Here is a 16,107-nt window from a genome sequence, read left to right on the forward strand (position 1 = left end):
CGGGGAGACGCTCTCGGCGTCGCCGCAGACCATGCGGGCCAAGCGGGCGTGGGCGCACTCCAGCGTCGCCGGCCGGCCGTCGGCGGTGTCGCGGTCGGCCGGGTCGGCCGGGGTCATGCCCAGAATCAGGTAAACGTCGTGCGTCGTGGCGAAGAACTCGGCGGCCCCCAAGTCGCCCAGGAGTGCGCAGACCGGCGTCCGGCGGATCCCGGTGTAGACCAGTTCGCCGGACTGGAGGCGCGCGGGGTCGGTGCGGGCGGCCGGGACCGGCCGGCCGTCGATCAACGGGATGACGTCCGTGGTGGTCGAGGGTCGGCGGCCGTTCTCGATGCGGGAGAGCGTCGTGGTCGACCAGCCCAGTTTGTGTGCCAGTTCTGTCGCGCTCAGGCCGGCCTTCTCACGTACCTCGCGCAGCATTCCGCCCAGTTCTCGGTAAGCGGCCGACTCGTAACGATTGCCCATGTGCGTCACGCTAGGCCGGACATCCTCGAAAACCAGCACTCGGCGCGCCAAGTCCACCCCATCGACGCACGTCACCTTCTCTCTTTCCCCAGTAGAAAGCCTTCCCCGGTGGAAAGTCATGGGGCGGCCAGTGCCTCGGTGGGGGTCAACCGGGCGGCGCGGATGGCCGGGTACAGGCCCGCGAGCACGCCGATGACCAGTGCCGAGCCGACTCCACCGAGCGCGGCGACCGGTGGCACCGTGGCGGGCCAGTCGCGGGACGCGGCATAGCTCGCCGCACCGAGCACGCCGGCCGTCACCCCGAACAAGCCGCCGAGCAGGCACAGCACGACCGACTCGGTCAGGAACTGGACGCGGACCTGTCCCCTCGTCGCACCTAGTGCCCGCCGCAGGCCGATCTCGCGTTTGCGTTCCAGCGCCGAGATCACCATCGTGTTCGCCACGCCGACGCCGCCGACCAGCAGCGCCACGCCGGCCAGTCCGAGGAACAGCCCCGAGAACGTGGTCTCGGCGATCCGCTTGGCGGCCAGGGCGTCGGAGGGGCGGCTGACGACGATGCGGCCGGGGTTCTCCGCGAACACCGTCGCGGCGAGCACCTCGCGGACGGCCTCCAGCTGGGACTCCTGTGCACGCACGTAAACCACGGTGGGGTGGCCGTCGAAGCCGAGCCAGGTGCGGGCCGCGGACCAGCCGACGAGCACGGAGCGTTCCAGGTCCGGCGCCAGCGGGACCGGCGCCAGCACGCCGATGACGGTGAACCACCGGTCGCCGAGCCAGATCGTGGGTGCCGGCTCGCCGCGGCGCAGTTCGGTGATGCCGAGGCGGGTCGCGGCCTTGTCGCCGAGCACCGCGACGGGCAGTGCCGAGGTGCCGGCGGTGAGGTAGTGGCCGGCGGCGAGCCGCGCGCCGACGGCCGGCAGCAGGTCGGCCCGCGCGGCGAGCACGGTCAGCCCCGAGGGCTGCTCGGCGGGGATGCGGTCGGAGCGCCAGACCTTCGCGTGGGTGTTGGCGACCGCGCTGGTGCGCTGGACGGGGCCGATGCGTGCCGCCATCGCGGCGGCATCCTCGGGCACGGGGGGAAGTGTCTGGGTCCGCTGGTCGTAGACGGCCTGCGCACGCAGCAGGTTGGTGCCCAGCGCGGACAGCTGGTGGTCGAGCGCCCGCTGGCTGGACGCCGGGATCCCCACCACGACCACCATCGTCGCGATCCCGATCGCGATGCCCAGCGCGGCGAGAACGGCACGCAACGGCCGGGTCCGTGGCCCGACCAGTCCGAGCCCGACCAGGTCCACGAGGCTGAGCCGAACGGGCCGGGTCGTGGCGTCGCTCATTCGGACACCACCCGCCCGCACGGAAGCGGGCACGAAGCCGGCGCACCGCTCGCCCGAAGTCCCGGCAGCAGAACCGAGGTGCCGGTCGTCTCACGACCCGGCAGCCGAACCCGCACGCCGCTCGGCCCGGAACCCAAACGCGGGGGCGTGGTGCCGGTCATCCGAGAACTCCTTGCAGGGAACGGGAATCAGTGCGGATGCGGCCGTCGCGCAGCTCGACGCGGCGGGGCAGGGCGGCGGCGATGTCGCGGTCGTGGGTGATCACGGCGATGGTGGTGCCCGCCCGGTTCAACTCCGTCAGCAGCGCGAGCACGGTCCGGCCGGTGGCGGTGTCGAGCGCGCCGGTCGGCTCGTCCGCCAGCACGATCGCCGGCTCGTTGACGAGTGCCCGTGCGATGGCGACCCGCTGCCGCTCCCCGCCGGACAGCTGGGCCGGCCGGTGCTCGGTCCGCTCCCCCAGCCCGACCCGTTCGAGCGCGGCCACCGCGCGCGGGCGCCGGTCGCGGCGGCGCACCCCGGCGTACAGCAACCCCGTGGCCACGTTCTCCGCCGCCGTCAGGCCGTCGCTGAGGTGGAACTGCTGGAACACCAACCCGATCCGGCGGGCACGCAACGCCGACAGCCGCCGGTCCGGCAGCCCTGACACGTCCTGGCCGTCGACCTCGACCGTCCCGCTCGTCGGCCGGTCCAGCGTGCCCATCAGGTGCAGCAGGGTCGACTTGCCCGAGCCGGACGGGCCGACGATCGCCAGCAACTCGCCGCGTGCCACCAGGAGCGAGACGTCGTCGAGCGCGCGGACCCCGCCGGGGTAGGCCTTGCTGACGTTGCGCACGGCCAGCACGGGTGGGACGGGTGACATGGGTGGCGCGGGTGCCGTCATGACGCACGCACCACCCGCAGGCCCTCGGTCAGCCCGTCGCCGCTGACCTCCACGAGGTCCCCGGCGAACATCCCCGTGGCCACCCCGAGCAGCCGCGTCCGCCCGCCGGAGACGACCTGCAGCGCGTACCCGCCCTCGCCGAGCGCCAGCAGCGCGGTGACCGGCACGGCCAGCACACCCTTGTGGGTCTCGGTGACCACCCGCACCCCGACCGGACCGGAGTCGACCGCGGCGACCGCGTTCTGGTCGTCGACCGCGATGTTCGCGATCTGCGAGGGCTGGCCGCCCGAGGAGTCCGGCTGCGTGACGATCGCGCCGACCGTGCCCGCGGTCGCGGTGCCGTCGGGCAGTGTCAGCGTGACCTTGTTGCCCGGCTTGACGACCGCGACGTCGATCTGCTGCGGGTCCAGGCGCGCCGACACCGTCTTCACCGTCGACGTGTACGCGAACAGTTCCGCCGCGGCCGGCGCGCCCGGCTGCGCGGTCACCGAGTCGATCCGGACGGTGCCGGGCAGCATGACCACGTCGCCGACGTCCAGGGCACCGGACTCCGGCATGCCGTTGCGCTTCTGCCAGCGCTTCAGCGCGTTCTGCGTGTCCACGGTGAACGCCTCGCCCCGACCGGGGTCGCGGTAGCCGAGCGCACGCAGGTTGCCGATCAGCTCGGCCACGTCCGGGCCGGGCGGCATGCCGAGTTCCAGCCCGCGGTACAGGGGGGTCTCGCCGAACAGCAGCGGCACCGGCTGCGCGTCCACCGCGTACAGCTTCTCGCCCCGCTGGACGACCGTGCCGACCGCGGGCAGCCAGGTCACCGTGCCGGGCTTGCGGCCGGTGAACGTCGTCGCCGTGCCGAAGCCGAGCGTGCCGCCGACCGTGACGGACGTGACGAGGTCCGTCCGCGTCACCGCCACGGTGTCCGCCGCGGCCGGGTGGACCGGGCCGGGGTCGGGCGCCGGTTCGGCGAGCCGGCTGTACGCGAACACCCCCGCGGCACCCACGACGAGCACGGCGGCCAGCACGGGGAGCAGCCACCGCTTCACTTGTGCGCGGACTCCTTCTCACAGGAGCCGACGAGGTTGAGGCCCTTCGAGATCGACTCCGAGTCGTTGTTCGGGCCGCCGAACTCGATCCCGCGCCGGTCGTCGCCGGGGGTGGCGGGCGACTCCTCGACGTAGCGCACCCCCTTGGCGCGCAGGCACAGCACGACCCGGTGCACGAAGTCGGCGGACTCGGGGTTCGCGGTGTCGTACTCCCAGGGCGGCAACGGTTTCGAGCCGAGGCAGGCGGCCTCCGCGGCGGCCTCGTCCCCGGCGCTGGGCGCCTCTCCCTGCGCGGGTGCGGCGCTGTCACCGTCGCCGCCGATGGGCTTGTTCTTGCGGAAGCCGTGCTCGCCAAGGCACTGGTTGTAGGCCTGGAACAGCTCGTCGATCTCCTCGGAGGTCATGTCCAGCCGCTCCCTCGGGCGGCTCGCGGGCGGCGTCGCGCTGGACACCGCCGTGGTCGTCGGGGTCGATCCCGTGGTCTCCAGTGTCGCCACGTGGTGCTCCGGCGCGGGCGGCGTCGAGCAGCCGGCCAGGACGGGCAGGACGGCCAGGCCGGCCAGGAGGGCGAGCCCGGCGGCGCGCACGAGTGGGTTCATGCCGACGAGGATGGCCGGCGGGTGTGAAGATCCTCTTCTGAACCTGTTCGGGTTTCTTCACAGTTCGCGGGCAGGCGCACGGTGAACGTCGTCCCGGCGCCGGGTGTGCTCGCCACCGCCACCGTGCCACCGTGCGCCTCGACCAGCTGCCGGGCGATGGCCAACCCGAGGCCGCGCCCGCCGGTGGCGCGGCTGCGGGAGCGGTCCGCCCGCCAGAACCGGTTGAACACGTGCGGCAGGTCCGCCGGCGCGATGCCGCTGCCGGTGTCGCTGACCTCGAGCACGACCTCGTCCCCCGCGCGCCGGCCGCGCAGGGTGATCCGGCCGTCCGGCGGGGTGTGGCGGACGGCGTTGGTGAGCAGGTTGCCCACCGCCTGGCGCAGCCGCACCGGGTCGGCCCGCAGGCGCAGGTCACCGTCGGTCTCCACGGCGACGGTGGCGGTGGCCGTGCCGGCGACCTGGGTGAGCAGCTCGCCGGCGTCGACGTCCTCGGGCCGCAACCGCAGCTCCCCCGCGTCGGCCGCCGCCAGGTCCTGCAGGTCGTCGACCAGGTGCTGGAGCACGAGGGTCTCCTCCAGCAGCGACTCGACCAGCTCCGGGTCCAGGTCGGCCACGCCGTCCTGGGCGGCCACCAGCCAGCCCCGGATGTTGCCGAGCGGGGTGCGCAGTTCGTGGGAGACGTCGTTCACCAGGTCCGTGCGCTGCCGCTCGACCCGCGCGAGGTGCTCGGACATCTGGTTGAACGCCGCGGCCAGCTCGGCGACCTCCCACCGCGCCCGCACCTCGGCCCGCGCCGAGTGGTCGCCGGACCGCATCCGCTTGGTCGCCGCGGTCAGCGCACGCAGCGGCCGCAGCACACGGCCGGCGAGCACCATGCTGACCCCGACGGTGAGCACCAGCACGATCGCGGCGGCGGTCACCAGCCGCACCCCGCCCGCCGCGGGCAGGCCGACCACCGCCGGTTCCGCCGGCGCGCTGACGAACAGCAGCGCCGCGGGCGTGACGTAGGGGGTCAGCAGCAGCCGCCGGCTCCAGCTCAGGCATTCGAAGAAGACCTGCCGGTCGACGCGCTGGCCGACGGGCACGAAGGCGCCGGAGCCGGTGAGCCGGGCCTCGAACCCGTTCATGGCCCGATCCTTGAGGCAGTTACCCAGGTAGTCGTTGAGGATCAGCATCGTCTGCTGTTCGGTGACGGTCTCCTTCGACACCAGCGAGTTCTCGGTGACTCCGACGCTGTCGCAGTCGGCCCCGCGACCGGCGGAACGCACGAACGACCGACCGCTCGCCGACTCGACCACTGTCGCGGCGACCCCCTCGGCCCGAAGGCACTTCGCCGTCGCGTCGGCCTGCTCCCGCACGAACGCCCGCTCCTCGGGCAGCAGCCGGAACGGACCGACCGCGCGGGCGTCGATCCGGTCGTCCGGGGCGTGCGGGTCCAGCGTGACGTCGACCGCCAGCGGGTCGGCCACCGCGGCCGGTTTGGCCGGCAGTGGCGGGTCGTCCGGCCCGAACGCACCGGCGATCGGCACGCGGTTGCCGGTGGTGAGCCCGATCCGCAGGCCGGTGGCGCGGCTCAGGTCCGCGAGCACCGGCGCGACGCCGTCCCAACTCGGGTGGGTGGCGGCGTAGGCGAGCACGCCGTCGTAGATGCGGGCGACGCTCGCCCGGCTCTGGCCCTGCTCGGCCTGGATCGTGCCGGTGGTGCTCTGCACGGACAGCCAGGCGGTCGCCCCGATCGAGCACATGGCCACCAGCACCGTCCCGGCGAGCAGCCGCGACCGCAGGCCGTGCGGCCAGCGGCGCTCAGCCCTCACGCCGGCGGCCATCGGTGATCTTGTAGCCGACGCCGTACACCGTGCGCAGGTACTCGGGGTCGCGCGGGTCGTGCTCGATCTTCCTGCGCAGGTTCATGACGTGCACGTCGATGGTCCGCTCGGTGATGTGGCCGTCCAGCCCGTACGCCTGCTCGACGAGCTGGCCGCGGCTGAACACCTGGTCCGGCGCGGCGACCAGCGTGGCCAGGAGGCGGAACTCCGCGGGCGTGCACGGCACCGGTCGCTCCCCGACCCGCACCTCGTGCCGCACCGGGTCGAGCACCAGGTTCCCGATCCGCAGCGAGGCGGTCGCCGGGCGCGCCGCCCGCCGCAGCAACGAGCGCACCCTGGCCATCAGCTCACGCGGGTCGTAGGGCTTGGTCAGGTAGTCGTCCGCGCCGAGGTCGAACCCGAGCAGCTTGTCGTCGGCGCCGGCCCGCGCGGTCACCATCAGCACGGGCAGGTCGAACTCGCGCCGCAGCACGCGGCACACGTCCATCCCGTCGACGCCGGGCATCATCACGTCCAGCACCAGCAGGTCGGGCCGGTCGCGGCGCACCTCGTCGATGGCCGATCGCCCGTCGGCGACCACGCGCACGGTGTGCTCCTCCCGGCACAGGTACCGGCGCACCAGCTCGGCCTGCTTCGGGTCGTCCTCGGCCACCAGGACATAAGCACACACGCGCGTTTCCTACCAGCAGCGGCGCTCGCCGCGCCAGCACGATGTGCCGGCGGGCACGGATCCGTGCCCGCGGCCACCTACCGAACGGCTACCGCGCGGCCGGTCGCGGTAGGCGGGCGGCAACCGCCGGTCGAGATCATCCGGGGCATGACGGCTCCTCCCCCACCCCCTGACGAGTCCCGGTCGCGGCGGGCCACCCGGATCGCGTGGATCGGCTGCGGCACGCTCGGTGTGCTGTTCGTCGGGTTCGGGGTCTACGCGGCCATCGCGTCGGCCACCACCACCGACCCGAGCATGCGGACGCCCGACCTGCTGATGGCCCTGATCGGCGTCGTGTTCGGCGCGATCACGGTCGTGGGAGCGCTGCGGCTGCGCCGGCGCGACCCGTCCGGCGTGCGGTTCGCGTCGGCCGTCCTGCGGTTCGTCCTCGTCGTCGCGGGCGGCAACCTCGTGTTCACCGTGGTCGACGGGATCGGCCACAACCTGGGGCACTTCCTGTGGTCGCTGGTCACCACGATCGTGTCCGCGACCCTCGTCGCCGCGTTGGAACAGCTGCGGGCCGCGCTCAGCCCACCGCCGCCCGCCGATCGCTGACGGCGGCACGCGCGTACTCCCGGACCAGCTCGGGCACGGTGTAGCGGCCGGCGATGCGCGGGGTGAGCAGCTGCGCGGCGACCAGCCGGTCGATCTCCTGCTGTGCCACGGCATGGGTGGTCCCCGCCAGCGCCGCGGCCTTCTCCGCGGTCAGCTCCGCACCGGGCACCGTGCCGAGCAGCCGCAGCACCTCCTGGGTGCGCCGGGGCAGCCGGCGGTAGGAGTACGCGAGGCAGGCGCCGACGTTCGCCCGCGGGTCGCCGTCGATCACCAGTTCGGCGAGGCTGCCGTTCTGCCGCAGCCTCCTCGTGTAGGTGGCGAGCGACGGCGTTCCGGACGTGCTGAACCGCAACGCCGCGACCCGCAGCGCGAGCGGCAGGAACCCGCACGCCCCGGCGAGTGCCCGGACCGCCGCCGGCTCGGCGTCCGCCCGCACCCCGAGCGACCCCCGCAGGAGCCGCACCGCGTCGGCCTCCGCGAGCACGTCCAACCGCACCCGGGCAGCGCCGTCGACGGCGGCGAGACCGTCGAGACCGCCGCGGCCGGTGACGATCGTCCGGCAGCCCGGCGCACCGGGCAGCAACGGCCGGACCTGGTGCGCGTCGGCGGCGTTGTCCAGCACGACCAGCACGCGCCTGGTGTGCAGCAGCGACCGGTACAGCGCGGCGGCGGCATCCGCACCGGCCGGGATCCGGTCGTCCGGCGTGCCCAGCGCACGCAGGAACCGGCGCAGCACCTCGGCCGGTTCGGTCGGCGCCTCCTCGGCGTAGCCACGCAGGTCGGCGTACAGCTGGCCGTCGGGGAACCGGGCCGCGGCGCGGTGTGCCCAGTGCAGGGCGAGGTGGGTCTTGCCGACGCCGCCCATGCCCACGACCACCACGGCGCGGTGGTCGCGCGCGGCCGCGGTGAGCGCCGCCAGTTCGTGGCCCCGGCCGGTGAACCCGGCGACGTCGAGCGGCAGCTCCGCCGGCGACACGGGCCGGGACGGGTGCTCGTCGGACCGCAGCGTGCGGGCCAGCGCGCCTTCCAGCTCCCGACCAGGGTCGACACCGAACTCCTCGCGCAGGCGGACGCGGACCGTGTGGAACGCCGTGATCGCCTCGGTCCGCCGGCCGGCCTGGACCAGGGCGTCGACCAACGCCGCGTGCACGGGCTCGTCGTACGGGTGCCGTTCGGCCAGGGCCTCCAGGACCCGCGCGGCGGCGGCCGGTTCGCCCGACGCGAGCAGGGCCTCACCCCGGGCGAAGGTCGCGGCGAGCTGCTCGCGTGCCAGGCGCGCGAGCACCGCCGGGTCGGCACGGTCGGCGGGGACGTCGGCGAGAGCGAGGCCCTGCCACAGGGACAGGGCCTCGCCGAGTGCTCGCGCACGTTCCCGCGGCGCCAGCGACTCGGCGGCCCTGACGAGCACGCGGAACCGCGCCACGTCGGTGACCACGTCGTCCGGCACCAGGCCGTAGCCGACCGAGGTCCGGCGGATGTCGAGCGCGTCCCCCGTCGCGGTCCGCAGCCAGCGACGCAGCCTGTGCATCGCGACCGTGACCGTCGACCGGGAGATCCGCTCACCCCAGACGACATCCTCGAGCCGGGCCTCGGCCACCCCCGGCGAACCGGCCTCGGCGAGCAGCGCGAGCAGGGCCCGCGACAACCCGGAGGAGGGCCGGTGCAGTGTGCCGCCGCAGCGGACGCCGACCGTGCCCAACACGACGACCTCGGGTCGCGCAGGAACCACGAGCTTTCCCTCCCCCAGGTTTCACTCTGGTGAAAAAACCTCTTCAGGTCTTCACCTGAGTGAGAGAGTAGACGCCGGGGAGGGTCAGCTGTCAACATGTGTGAAGGATTTGGCCGTGCGGAACCACGACAGTCAACGAGGTGAGGATGACCGCGGAGAGCGAGCAGTCCCAGCGCACGCTCGCGGAGAAGCTCGACCACCTCTTCCGCACCGTCCGCAAGGCGAACCAGCGCGAGTACTCCAACGAGGAGGTCTCCACCGCTATCGCCCGCGACCAGAACGTCTCGCTCTCCGCGTCCTACCTGTGGTACCTGCGGACCGGCCAGCGCGACAACCCGACCTTCAAGCACCTCAACGCCCTCGCGAAGTTCTTCGGGGTGCCGCCCGCGTACTTCTTCGACGACGCCACGACCGAGCAGGTGGAGGCCGAACTGGCCCTGCTGACGGCGATGCGGGACGCGGGGGTGCGCGACGTGGCGCTGCGGGCCTCCGGGCTGTCGGCCAGGAGCCTGGACACCATCACCGACATGATCTCGCGCGTCCGTGAGCTGGAGGGCCTGTCCTCGTACGAGGAACAGCGACTTCACCGTGAATCACAATGACATCACAGGGAGAGATGGCACACTGGCGCCCGTGGACTTCTCGGCGCTGACGGCCCGGTGCGCGGCGCGGCTGGCCGACCTCGACATCCCGAGGCCCTTCGACGTGGCCGCCTTCTGCGCCGGTGTCGGCCGCCGCCGCGGCCGGCCGCTCACCCTGCTCGGCCACGACCTACCCGCCGGCGGCCCGCACGGCTTCTGCGTCAGCACGCGGAACGCGGACTACATCGTGTACGAGCGGGCGACGAGCCCACTGCACCGCGAACACATCATCCTGCACGAGGTCAGCCACCTGCTCTGCGGGCACACCGGTGGGGACGCCCTCGACGCCGACCGCGCGGGACGGCTGTTCCCCACGCTCGACCCCACCGTCGTGGCGCGGGTGCTGGGCCGCTCGTCCTGTTCCACCGAGGAGGAACAGGAGGCGGAGCTGCTCGCGTCGATGATCCTGCGGGCGGCGCACCGGCGGGACCGCGTGCCGGGCCGACCGGCGGGCGACGGTCTGGGGCGCCTCGAAGCCAGCATGTGATGACGACGCCGTCGCTGCCCTACGTGCTGGTCGCCGTCGTGCTGCTGGTCGGGCTCACCCAACGGCTCTACGGACTGGCCCACCACCCCCGCGACCCGCTGCGCCGCGTGGTCTGCGTGTTCCTCGCCGGGATGCTCGCGGCGACGGTCGCGCAGATCTTCTCCGACGCGATCGACCGCGGCAGCGGGGTGCCGCGGCTCGGCGCCGCCCTGAGCGACGCCGGCGCGATGGTCGCGGCCTGCACGGGGCGGCTCTTCCTGTTGTACGTCAACCACGACGGGCCCGAGGCGCGCGCCAGGTCCCCGCGCCGCTACGCCGGTCTCGCGGCCGCGCTCGGCGCCGCGGCGCTCCTGTTCCTCGCGGTGCCACCGAAGGCGGACCAGCACACCCCGCTCTACTTCGCCGTCTACATCTGGTACGTCGGCATCACCATGGTCTCGACCTGTTCGCTCTGCGTCCGGTACGCGCGGCGCACCGACCTGCCGTACCTGCGTGCCGGGTTGTGGCTCCTCGTCGCGGGCACCTGGTCCGGGCTGGCGTTCCTGGCCGTGCAGAGCGTGCTCCTCGTCGGCGAACGGACCGGCGCGGTCGACGCCGCCGCGGTCGACGCGGCCGCCGGGGACCTCGAACTCCTGACCCAGGCACTGCTCCTGGCCGGGGTCGGGCTCCCGTCGTGGGGCCCCGCGCTCGGCGACCGGGTGCGCTGGTTCGTCGACTACCGCTCCTACCGGCGCCTGCGCCCGCTGTGGCTGGCACTGCGCGACGTGGAACCGGGGTTCGCGTTGCTGCCCCCCGACCGGGCGGCTCGGCGGTGGCCCCGGGACGTCGGATTGCTGCTCTACCGCCAGGTCATCGAGATCCGGGACGCGCAGCTGGCCCTGCGCCCCTACGTCGGCGCCGACGTCCCGGCGAACGCGGAAGACCTCGCGACACGCGCCGGACTGTCCACCGAGGACGTTCAGGCCACCGCCGAGGCCGCGGCCATCGCGGCCGGGATCGCGGCGAAGACGCGCGGCAGCGTACCCGCCGAACCGGGCGGTGTGGTCGGGACGGCGCCGGGAGGTGTGAGCCTCACCGAGGAGGTGGCGTGGCTGCGGCGGGTCGCGCACGCGTTCACCACGTCCCCGATCGTGGCCGCCTACACCGGCCCCGGGCCGGTGTAGGCGGGATGTAATCGCCCGTCCCTACCGTCCCGGGCATGGTCGACCGACACCAGCAGTGGACGCCGCCCGTCCGCCGCCGCTGGCCGCTGTGGCTGGGCCTGGGGGCGGCGGTCGCGGTGTTCCTCGGCCTCGTTCCGGTGCTGGCCGCGCGGATGCTGGACAGCGGTACCGGCCCGACGCTCCCCGCGAAGCCGGCCGACTTCGTCGCCTCGGACATCCTCGCCACCCCCGCCGGGGGCAGGCAGCTCGACTCGGCACGTGCCCGGCTGACCGGCCCGCACTTCACCGTCGGCTTCACCTCACTGGAGATCACCACCACCGCGGGCATCGACTACCGCGCCGCGGACGGGTACGAGCTCCTCCGGCTCTCCCCCGTCCTCGCGACGACGGCCTCCGCGCCGACCGAGGACGTCGGGGCAGAGGTCGTGGTCGACGGCCGGGCCCACCGGATCGACGCCGGCAAGGTGGCGGCGGGCGGGCTCACCGTGAGTGTCCGAAAAGGACATACCGCCACCCTGCGGATCACCGACGAGGGACGCACCCAGTCGCTGGACCTGCGCACCGGAGAACGGGGCCGCGACGCGATCCCGGGCTACTACCCGCGGGTGACCCTGAGCTGGCCGGACGACGACTACCACGAGATCGGCAAGACCACGTCGGGCGGTTGCCGGCGCCAGACCAACCTGACGGCCCTCTTCTTCCCGACCGAGTCGGCGGTGGAGCCGTGGACACCGGAACTGGGCTGGGCCAAGCCGGGACGGGGCTGGCTCGCGATCTCGTACTCGTCGATCGTGGCGCCGATAACGGTACCCGCCGACCCCCGCAACATCGCCGACCTGGCCGCCTGCACCGACCTGCTGAACTTCACGTGGGACCTCGCCAGAAGCGTGGCCGTGCGCACGGCGGACGGCGAGGCCGCGCCGACGCGGGTCGAGGACGTCGGCGGCCACGGCGCCTTCGTCTTCGACGTGCCCTTGTCGACGCGGACCGCGACCCTGCTCGTCCACCCGGCCGGCACCTACGACGCCGGCGACGGCCGGCCCCACCCCGTCGAGTGGTCCGAACCACCGCCGACCGCCCGGCTGGCCATGGCATCCGAGTGAACCGAGGAGTGAACCCCTTGTACGCCAACCCACCCCGCCTGGCCGGCACGACGATCACCGCGGGCGTGACCGCACTCGTCGGCGGGCTGTTCGCCGTCCTGTTCCTGCTCGGCGGCGCCTACCAGGTGGTCATCCTCACCAGGGACCACGCGCCCGCGTGGCAGAGCGTGCTCGGCGGCGGTCTCGCGGTGGCCGCCGGCGCGCAGCTGGTGCTGTCGGTCGTCGGCGCGGTCGCCCTGTTCCGCCGCAAACCGCTGGGCCGCCCGCTGGTCGTCACCGGCGCCGCCGCGGGACTCGTCTGCCTGGCGCTCCGCGTCACCGAGAACGCGACGGTCGACGGCGACGTGGACACCACGCTCTTCATCGTCTACTGCGCCGGCCTCCCCGCGCTCGCGGCGCTGGTCTTCGCGCTGCTGTCACCGACCCCCGACCGAGGAGGGCAAAGCCATGTCTGACCACCTACTCGACGAACGTCAGCTGCGGGAGGGCGCCGCGCACGCCGAGGAGCTGCGGCAACGGTTCGCGGCGGTGTACGAGATCCAGCGCGCCGAGCGGCACACCGCACGCGCCACGCAGGTGGACGTCACCGCGACCGTCGACGGCACCGGTCACGTGCTCGACCTGCGCATCGAGGACCGCGTGCTGCGGCGCGGGCATCCCGGCCTGGTGGGGCCGGCGATCACCGAGGCCGTCGGGGCGGCGCGGCTGCTCGCGGCGCAACGGGCCAAGGAACTGATCGTGGGTGGGGGACGGTGAACCGGGACGACCGCCTGTACGCCCTCGTCCGGGAGATCGAGGCGAACGTGGCACGCGTCGAGGAGACGGTGAGCACGGCGCGGCGGGCCGAGACGCGGTTCCCGATCCCCGGCGGCGCGGGCACCGTCGTCGTGGACGGCGCCGGGCAGCTGCTGTCCGTCGACCTCGATCCGCGGGCGTTGCGCACCACCAGGGGCCACGTGCTCGGCGAGCAGGTCTGCCGCGCGATCGCGCAGGCCGACGCGGCGGCCGCACGCGACCTGCAGGACCGGATCGCCGCGGCGAAGCGGCACATCTCGTTGTGATCTCGTTGTGAGGAAAGGACATTCTCGTGGGTGACGGGTACAAGGTCGTGCCGCAGGCGTTGCGGGGCGCCCAGCAACCGTTCGACGAGGCGGCCCACACGTGGGCCGACCTGAACAAGGACCTGGACGGCTGGCGGCTGGCCGAAGGGGACATGGGTCTGATCGGCCGCCAGACCGGGATCATCGACCTGTACAACGGGGCGGTCGCGGAGGTGCAGCGGGAACTGTCCGCCGGCGCCACCATCTTCCAGGACGCGAGCACCAACCTCGACCTGGTGGCCAAGAAGTACGAGGCCCAGGAGCAGGCGTACTACGAGCAGTTCGGCTACACGGAGGCGAACCTGTACGGCGTCTCCCAACCACACGACTGAAAGGCAGCACCGTGCCGCCGAAGGCCAGGGAATACACGAAACCGGAATGGCCTGAGCACGCCGCCACCATGCTCAGGGACATCGCCGGCTTCCTCCAGATGGACGACGTGATCCACCAGCTCGAGGTGGTCCAGCACCAGATCTACGGGAACGTGCCCCGGATCGTCGAGCTGGGCGAGAACTGGGCCGCGAAGAAGCCCAGCGGGTCCGACGCCAAGAAGCTCGGCGACCTCGCCACCGACATCACCGGCGCGGCGACCAACCTCGCCAGCTACTGGGAGGGCAGCGCCTACGACGCGTACCAGAAGTACGCGACGGCGACCGTGACCACGCTGACCACGGACGGCAAGGCCATGGACTCGATGTCCACCGGGCTGGGTAACTGCGCCAAGATCATCTACGACACCTACTCGCAGATGCTCACCACCATCGGGAACATCGCCGCGGACCTGACCGGCCTGAACGTCACCAACTTCCTCTTCGCGGCGAGCATGGCCATCCCCGGCGTGGACCTCATCACCGCGGGCGCGGAGGTGAACAAGATCATCTCCACGCTGGAGGACTTCGTCCGGCAGATCGCGGGCCTGATCGCCGGGGCGGTCAAGCTGTTCGGCGACTCGATCAAGACGGCGCTCGCGTTCGACACGTTCGGCAGCGACTTCGTCGCGCCGCCCGCCGTGCCGACGAGCTTCGCGGAGGGTTCCAGCTGGCAGGTCAAGCAGAGGCCGGACAACACCACCCACCCCTACGACCCGAACAATGGCCGGGGCTGACCCTCCCCGTGCCGGGGTCAGCCCGCGTCGGTGTCGATGCGGTCCAGTGCCTCGGCGAGGGTCGCCGGGGGGTGCCAGAACGGGATCCGCACGTGCTGGGCGAAACCGTTGAACGCCGAGAAGGCCGGTCCGGCCACCAGCCGCACACCGTTGCGGCGCGCGTGCTCGACCAGCGTCACCGCGTTGGCGCCGGTGTCGATCCACAGGCCGGTGCCGCCGGCCGGGCGCTGCCAGGACCACTTCGGGCAGCGCTCGGTCAGGATCGCCTCGGTCTCGTCCAGGCAGGCACGCAACTCCGCCGCGCGCCGGGCGCGGGCCTCCTCGCTGCGGTCCAGCAGATCGGCGGCGACCAGCTGGTCGGCGACGGGCGTGGCGAGGTCCGCGGCCCGGCGCAGGCCGACGAGGCGCGCCAGCAGCTCCGGCGCGGCGCGCACCCACCCGACCCGCAACCCGCCCCAGAACAGCTTCGACGCCGTGCCCACCAGCAGCGCGCCGGGAAGTGGCGGGAGCGCGTTCTCGGGATCGAGGGCCAGGTCGGCGAAGGAGGTGTCGTCGACGACCGGGACGCCGAAGCGGGCGGCGAGGTCGGCCAGCTGTCGGTGCCGAGCCGAGGAAAGGGCAATCCCCGTCGGGTTGTGCACGCCCGGCTGGCAGTACAGCAGGCGCGGCGGGCGGTGCTCGAACCGCCGGCGCAGGTAGTCGAGGTCCAGACCGTCCTCGCGGACCGGGATGCTGACCAGTTGCGCGCCGGCGTGCCGGAACGCCTCCAGCGCGCCGCGATAGCTGGGCTCCTCGACGGCCACGTCGTCGCCGCGGCTGACGAGCGCGTGCGCGATGAGCCAGACGGCGTGCTGGGCACCCGAGGTGATCAGGACCTCGTCCGGACCGGTGGCCAGACCACCGCGCGTGTACCGGTCGGCGACCGCCTCACGCAGGCGCTGCAGGCCTTTCGGGTGGTAGCCGTCGGTGGCCACCTCCGCCGCCAGCTGCGCGTGGTCGATGGCGCGGAAGGCGTCGGCGACGATCGGCAGCCCGGGCAGCGCCCCGCTGGTCAGGTCGATCTCCGCGCCGTGGTGGCCGGTGTAGGTGACCAGCCGCGCGTCGCCGGGCAGCGAGCCGAGCACCCCGCGGCTGCGGATTCGGGACCCGGTGCCCTGGCGTGCCTCGATCAGGTCCTTGGCGGCCAGCGTCTCGTACACCCTGGTCACCGTGCCGCGTGCGATGCCGAGCGCCTCGGCGAGGCCGCGTTGCGACGGCAGGATCGTGCCGTCCGGCAACGTGTTGCTGCGGATCAGGTCGGTCATGGCCTCGGCCAGCCGCAGGTAGAGCGTGTCGTCGTGGGTCGTGGCCCAGCCGTCGAGCAGGCGGCTGAGCGTC

General features: G+C 73.3%; 19 protein-coding genes. 10 read left to right on the top strand and 9 right to left on the bottom strand.

Annotated features, from left to right (window positions below; all coding sequences use genetic code 11):
* The 7 genes from ACJ73U_RS10600 to ACJ73U_RS10630 form a co-directional block, all read right to left on the bottom strand.
* Positions 1-462: helix-turn-helix domain-containing protein (locus tag ACJ73U_RS10600; protein WP_407777387.1), on the bottom strand; the 462-nt coding region annotated here is incomplete at its 3' end.
* Between the two features lie 116 nt (positions 463-578).
* Positions 579-1,793 carry an ABC transporter permease gene (locus ACJ73U_RS10605; RefSeq protein ID WP_407777388.1) on the bottom strand — a complete coding sequence of 405 codons (1,215 nt, stop codon included), beginning with the start codon at positions 1,791-1,793 and terminating at the stop codon, positions 579-581.
* A gap of 157 nt (positions 1,794-1,950) precedes the next feature.
* Positions 1,951-2,673 (bottom strand): ABC transporter ATP-binding protein, encoded by a 723-nt coding sequence (locus ACJ73U_RS10610; RefSeq protein ID WP_407777389.1) that lies wholly within the window; start codon positions 2,671-2,673, stop codon positions 1,951-1,953.
* Positions 2,670-3,713, bottom strand: coding sequence for a peptidoglycan-binding protein (locus ACJ73U_RS10615; protein ID WP_407777390.1), 1,044 nt, complete (start codon positions 3,711-3,713; stop codon positions 2,670-2,672). Before ACJ73U_RS10615 ends, ACJ73U_RS10610 begins: the two co-directional genes overlap by 4 nt.
* On the bottom strand, positions 3,710-4,312 hold the full coding sequence (locus tag ACJ73U_RS10620; protein WP_407777391.1) for a hypothetical protein: 603 nt from the start codon (positions 4,310-4,312) through the stop codon (positions 3,710-3,712). The genes ACJ73U_RS10615 and ACJ73U_RS10620 overlap by 4 nt, the downstream gene beginning before the upstream one ends.
* A complete protein-coding gene (locus tag ACJ73U_RS10625) occupies positions 4,309-6,138 on the bottom strand; it encodes a sensor histidine kinase (protein ID WP_407777392.1) in 1,830 nt (609 codons plus the stop codon). Before ACJ73U_RS10625 ends, ACJ73U_RS10620 begins: the two co-directional genes overlap by 4 nt.
* Positions 6,116-6,808, bottom strand: a complete 693-nt coding sequence (locus ACJ73U_RS10630) for a response regulator transcription factor (protein WP_407777393.1) — start codon at positions 6,806-6,808, stop codon at positions 6,116-6,118. The genes ACJ73U_RS10625 and ACJ73U_RS10630 overlap by 23 nt, the downstream gene beginning before the upstream one ends.
* A gap of 147 nt (positions 6,809-6,955) precedes the next feature.
* Between ACJ73U_RS10630 and ACJ73U_RS10635 the strand changes: the two genes are divergently transcribed.
* Positions 6,956-7,402 (top strand): hypothetical protein, encoded by a 447-nt coding sequence (locus tag ACJ73U_RS10635; RefSeq protein ID WP_407777394.1) that lies wholly within the window; start codon positions 6,956-6,958, stop codon positions 7,400-7,402.
* Here the strand turns inward: ACJ73U_RS10635 and ACJ73U_RS10640 are convergent.
* On the bottom strand, positions 7,374-9,131 hold the full coding sequence (locus ACJ73U_RS10640; RefSeq protein WP_407777395.1) for a BTAD domain-containing putative transcriptional regulator: 1,758 nt from the start codon (positions 9,129-9,131) through the stop codon (positions 7,374-7,376). The genes ACJ73U_RS10635 and ACJ73U_RS10640 overlap by 29 nt on opposite strands.
* A 146-nt stretch (positions 9,132-9,277) precedes the next feature.
* Here ACJ73U_RS10640 and ACJ73U_RS10645 point away from each other — a divergent pair, with 146 nt between their 5' ends.
* The 9 genes from ACJ73U_RS10645 to ACJ73U_RS10685 all read left to right on the top strand — a co-directional run bounded on the left by ACJ73U_RS10645 (position 9,278) and on the right by ACJ73U_RS10685 (position 14,730).
* Positions 9,278-9,733 carry a helix-turn-helix domain-containing protein gene (locus ACJ73U_RS10645; protein WP_407777396.1) on the top strand — a complete coding sequence of 152 codons (456 nt, stop codon included), beginning with the start codon at positions 9,278-9,280 and terminating at the stop codon, positions 9,731-9,733.
* Between the two features lie 31 nt (positions 9,734-9,764).
* Positions 9,765-10,259, top strand: a complete 495-nt coding sequence (locus tag ACJ73U_RS10650) for a hypothetical protein (protein ID WP_407777397.1) — start codon at positions 9,765-9,767, stop codon at positions 10,257-10,259.
* Positions 10,259-11,422: an MAB_1171c family putative transporter gene (locus tag ACJ73U_RS10655; protein ID WP_407777398.1), complete on the top strand. Its 1,164-nt coding sequence runs from the start codon at positions 10,259-10,261 to the stop codon at positions 11,420-11,422. Before ACJ73U_RS10650 ends, ACJ73U_RS10655 begins: the two co-directional genes overlap by 1 nt.
* A gap of 35 nt (positions 11,423-11,457) precedes the next feature.
* Positions 11,458-12,525 carry a hypothetical protein gene (locus tag ACJ73U_RS10660; protein ID WP_407777399.1) on the top strand — a complete coding sequence of 356 codons (1,068 nt, stop codon included), beginning with the start codon at positions 11,458-11,460 and terminating at the stop codon, positions 12,523-12,525.
* A gap of 17 nt (positions 12,526-12,542) precedes the next feature.
* Positions 12,543-12,980: a hypothetical protein gene (locus ACJ73U_RS10665; protein WP_407777400.1), complete on the top strand. Its 438-nt coding sequence runs from the start codon at positions 12,543-12,545 to the stop codon at positions 12,978-12,980.
* Positions 12,973-13,281, top strand: a complete 309-nt coding sequence (locus ACJ73U_RS10670; protein ID WP_407777401.1) for a YbaB/EbfC family nucleoid-associated protein — start codon at positions 12,973-12,975, stop codon at positions 13,279-13,281. Before ACJ73U_RS10665 ends, ACJ73U_RS10670 begins: the two co-directional genes overlap by 8 nt.
* Positions 13,278-13,586: a YbaB/EbfC family nucleoid-associated protein gene (locus tag ACJ73U_RS10675; RefSeq protein ID WP_407777402.1), complete on the top strand. Its 309-nt coding sequence runs from the start codon at positions 13,278-13,280 to the stop codon at positions 13,584-13,586. The genes ACJ73U_RS10670 and ACJ73U_RS10675 overlap by 4 nt, the downstream gene beginning before the upstream one ends.
* 26 nt (positions 13,587-13,612) lie before the next feature.
* Positions 13,613-13,957 (top strand): hypothetical protein, encoded by a 345-nt coding sequence (locus ACJ73U_RS10680; RefSeq protein WP_407777403.1) that lies wholly within the window; start codon positions 13,613-13,615, stop codon positions 13,955-13,957.
* 68 nt (positions 13,958-14,025) lie between these two features.
* The gene (locus tag ACJ73U_RS10685) at positions 14,026-14,730 is read left to right on the top strand and encodes a hypothetical protein (protein WP_407777404.1); all 705 of its coding nucleotides are present in this window, start codon (positions 14,026-14,028) and stop codon (positions 14,728-14,730) included.
* 17 nt (positions 14,731-14,747) lie between these two features.
* Here the strand turns inward: ACJ73U_RS10685 and ACJ73U_RS10690 are convergent.
* Positions 14,748-16,107, bottom strand: a 1,360-nt coding sequence (locus tag ACJ73U_RS10690; protein WP_407777405.1) for a PLP-dependent aminotransferase family protein, incomplete at its 5' end; no start/stop codon positions are given.

It is taken from the genome of Actinophytocola sp., from assembly GCF_045807065.1.
Lineage (GTDB): Bacteria > Actinomycetota > Actinomycetes > Mycobacteriales > Pseudonocardiaceae > Actinophytocola.

Coding starts and splice junctions, on each gene's coding strand:
- ACJ73U_RS10610 (WP_407777389.1), bottom strand. CDS start 2,673: ATGACGGCACCCGCGCCACCCATGTCACCCGTCCCACCCGTGCTGGCC.
- ACJ73U_RS10625 (WP_407777392.1), bottom strand. CDS start 6,138: ATGGCCGCCGGCGTGAGGGCTGAGCGCCGCTGGCCGCACGGCCTGCGG.
- ACJ73U_RS10655 (WP_407777398.1), top strand. CDS start 10,259: ATGACGACGCCGTCGCTGCCCTACGTGCTGGTCGCCGTCGTGCTGCTG.
- ACJ73U_RS10620 (WP_407777391.1), bottom strand. CDS start 4,312: ATGAACCCACTCGTGCGCGCCGCCGGGCTCGCCCTCCTGGCCGGCCTG.
- ACJ73U_RS10605 (WP_407777388.1), bottom strand. CDS start 1,793: ATGAGCGACGCCACGACCCGGCCCGTTCGGCTCAGCCTCGTGGACCTG.
- ACJ73U_RS10660 (WP_407777399.1), top strand. CDS start 11,458: ATGGTCGACCGACACCAGCAGTGGACGCCGCCCGTCCGCCGCCGCTGG.
- ACJ73U_RS10635 (WP_407777394.1), top strand. CDS start 6,956: ATGACGGCTCCTCCCCCACCCCCTGACGAGTCCCGGTCGCGGCGGGCC.
- ACJ73U_RS10670 (WP_407777401.1), top strand. CDS start 12,973: ATGTCTGACCACCTACTCGACGAACGTCAGCTGCGGGAGGGCGCCGCG.
- ACJ73U_RS10685 (WP_407777404.1), top strand. CDS start 14,026: ATGCTCAGGGACATCGCCGGCTTCCTCCAGATGGACGACGTGATCCAC.
- ACJ73U_RS10645 (WP_407777396.1), top strand. CDS start 9,278: ATGACCGCGGAGAGCGAGCAGTCCCAGCGCACGCTCGCGGAGAAGCTC.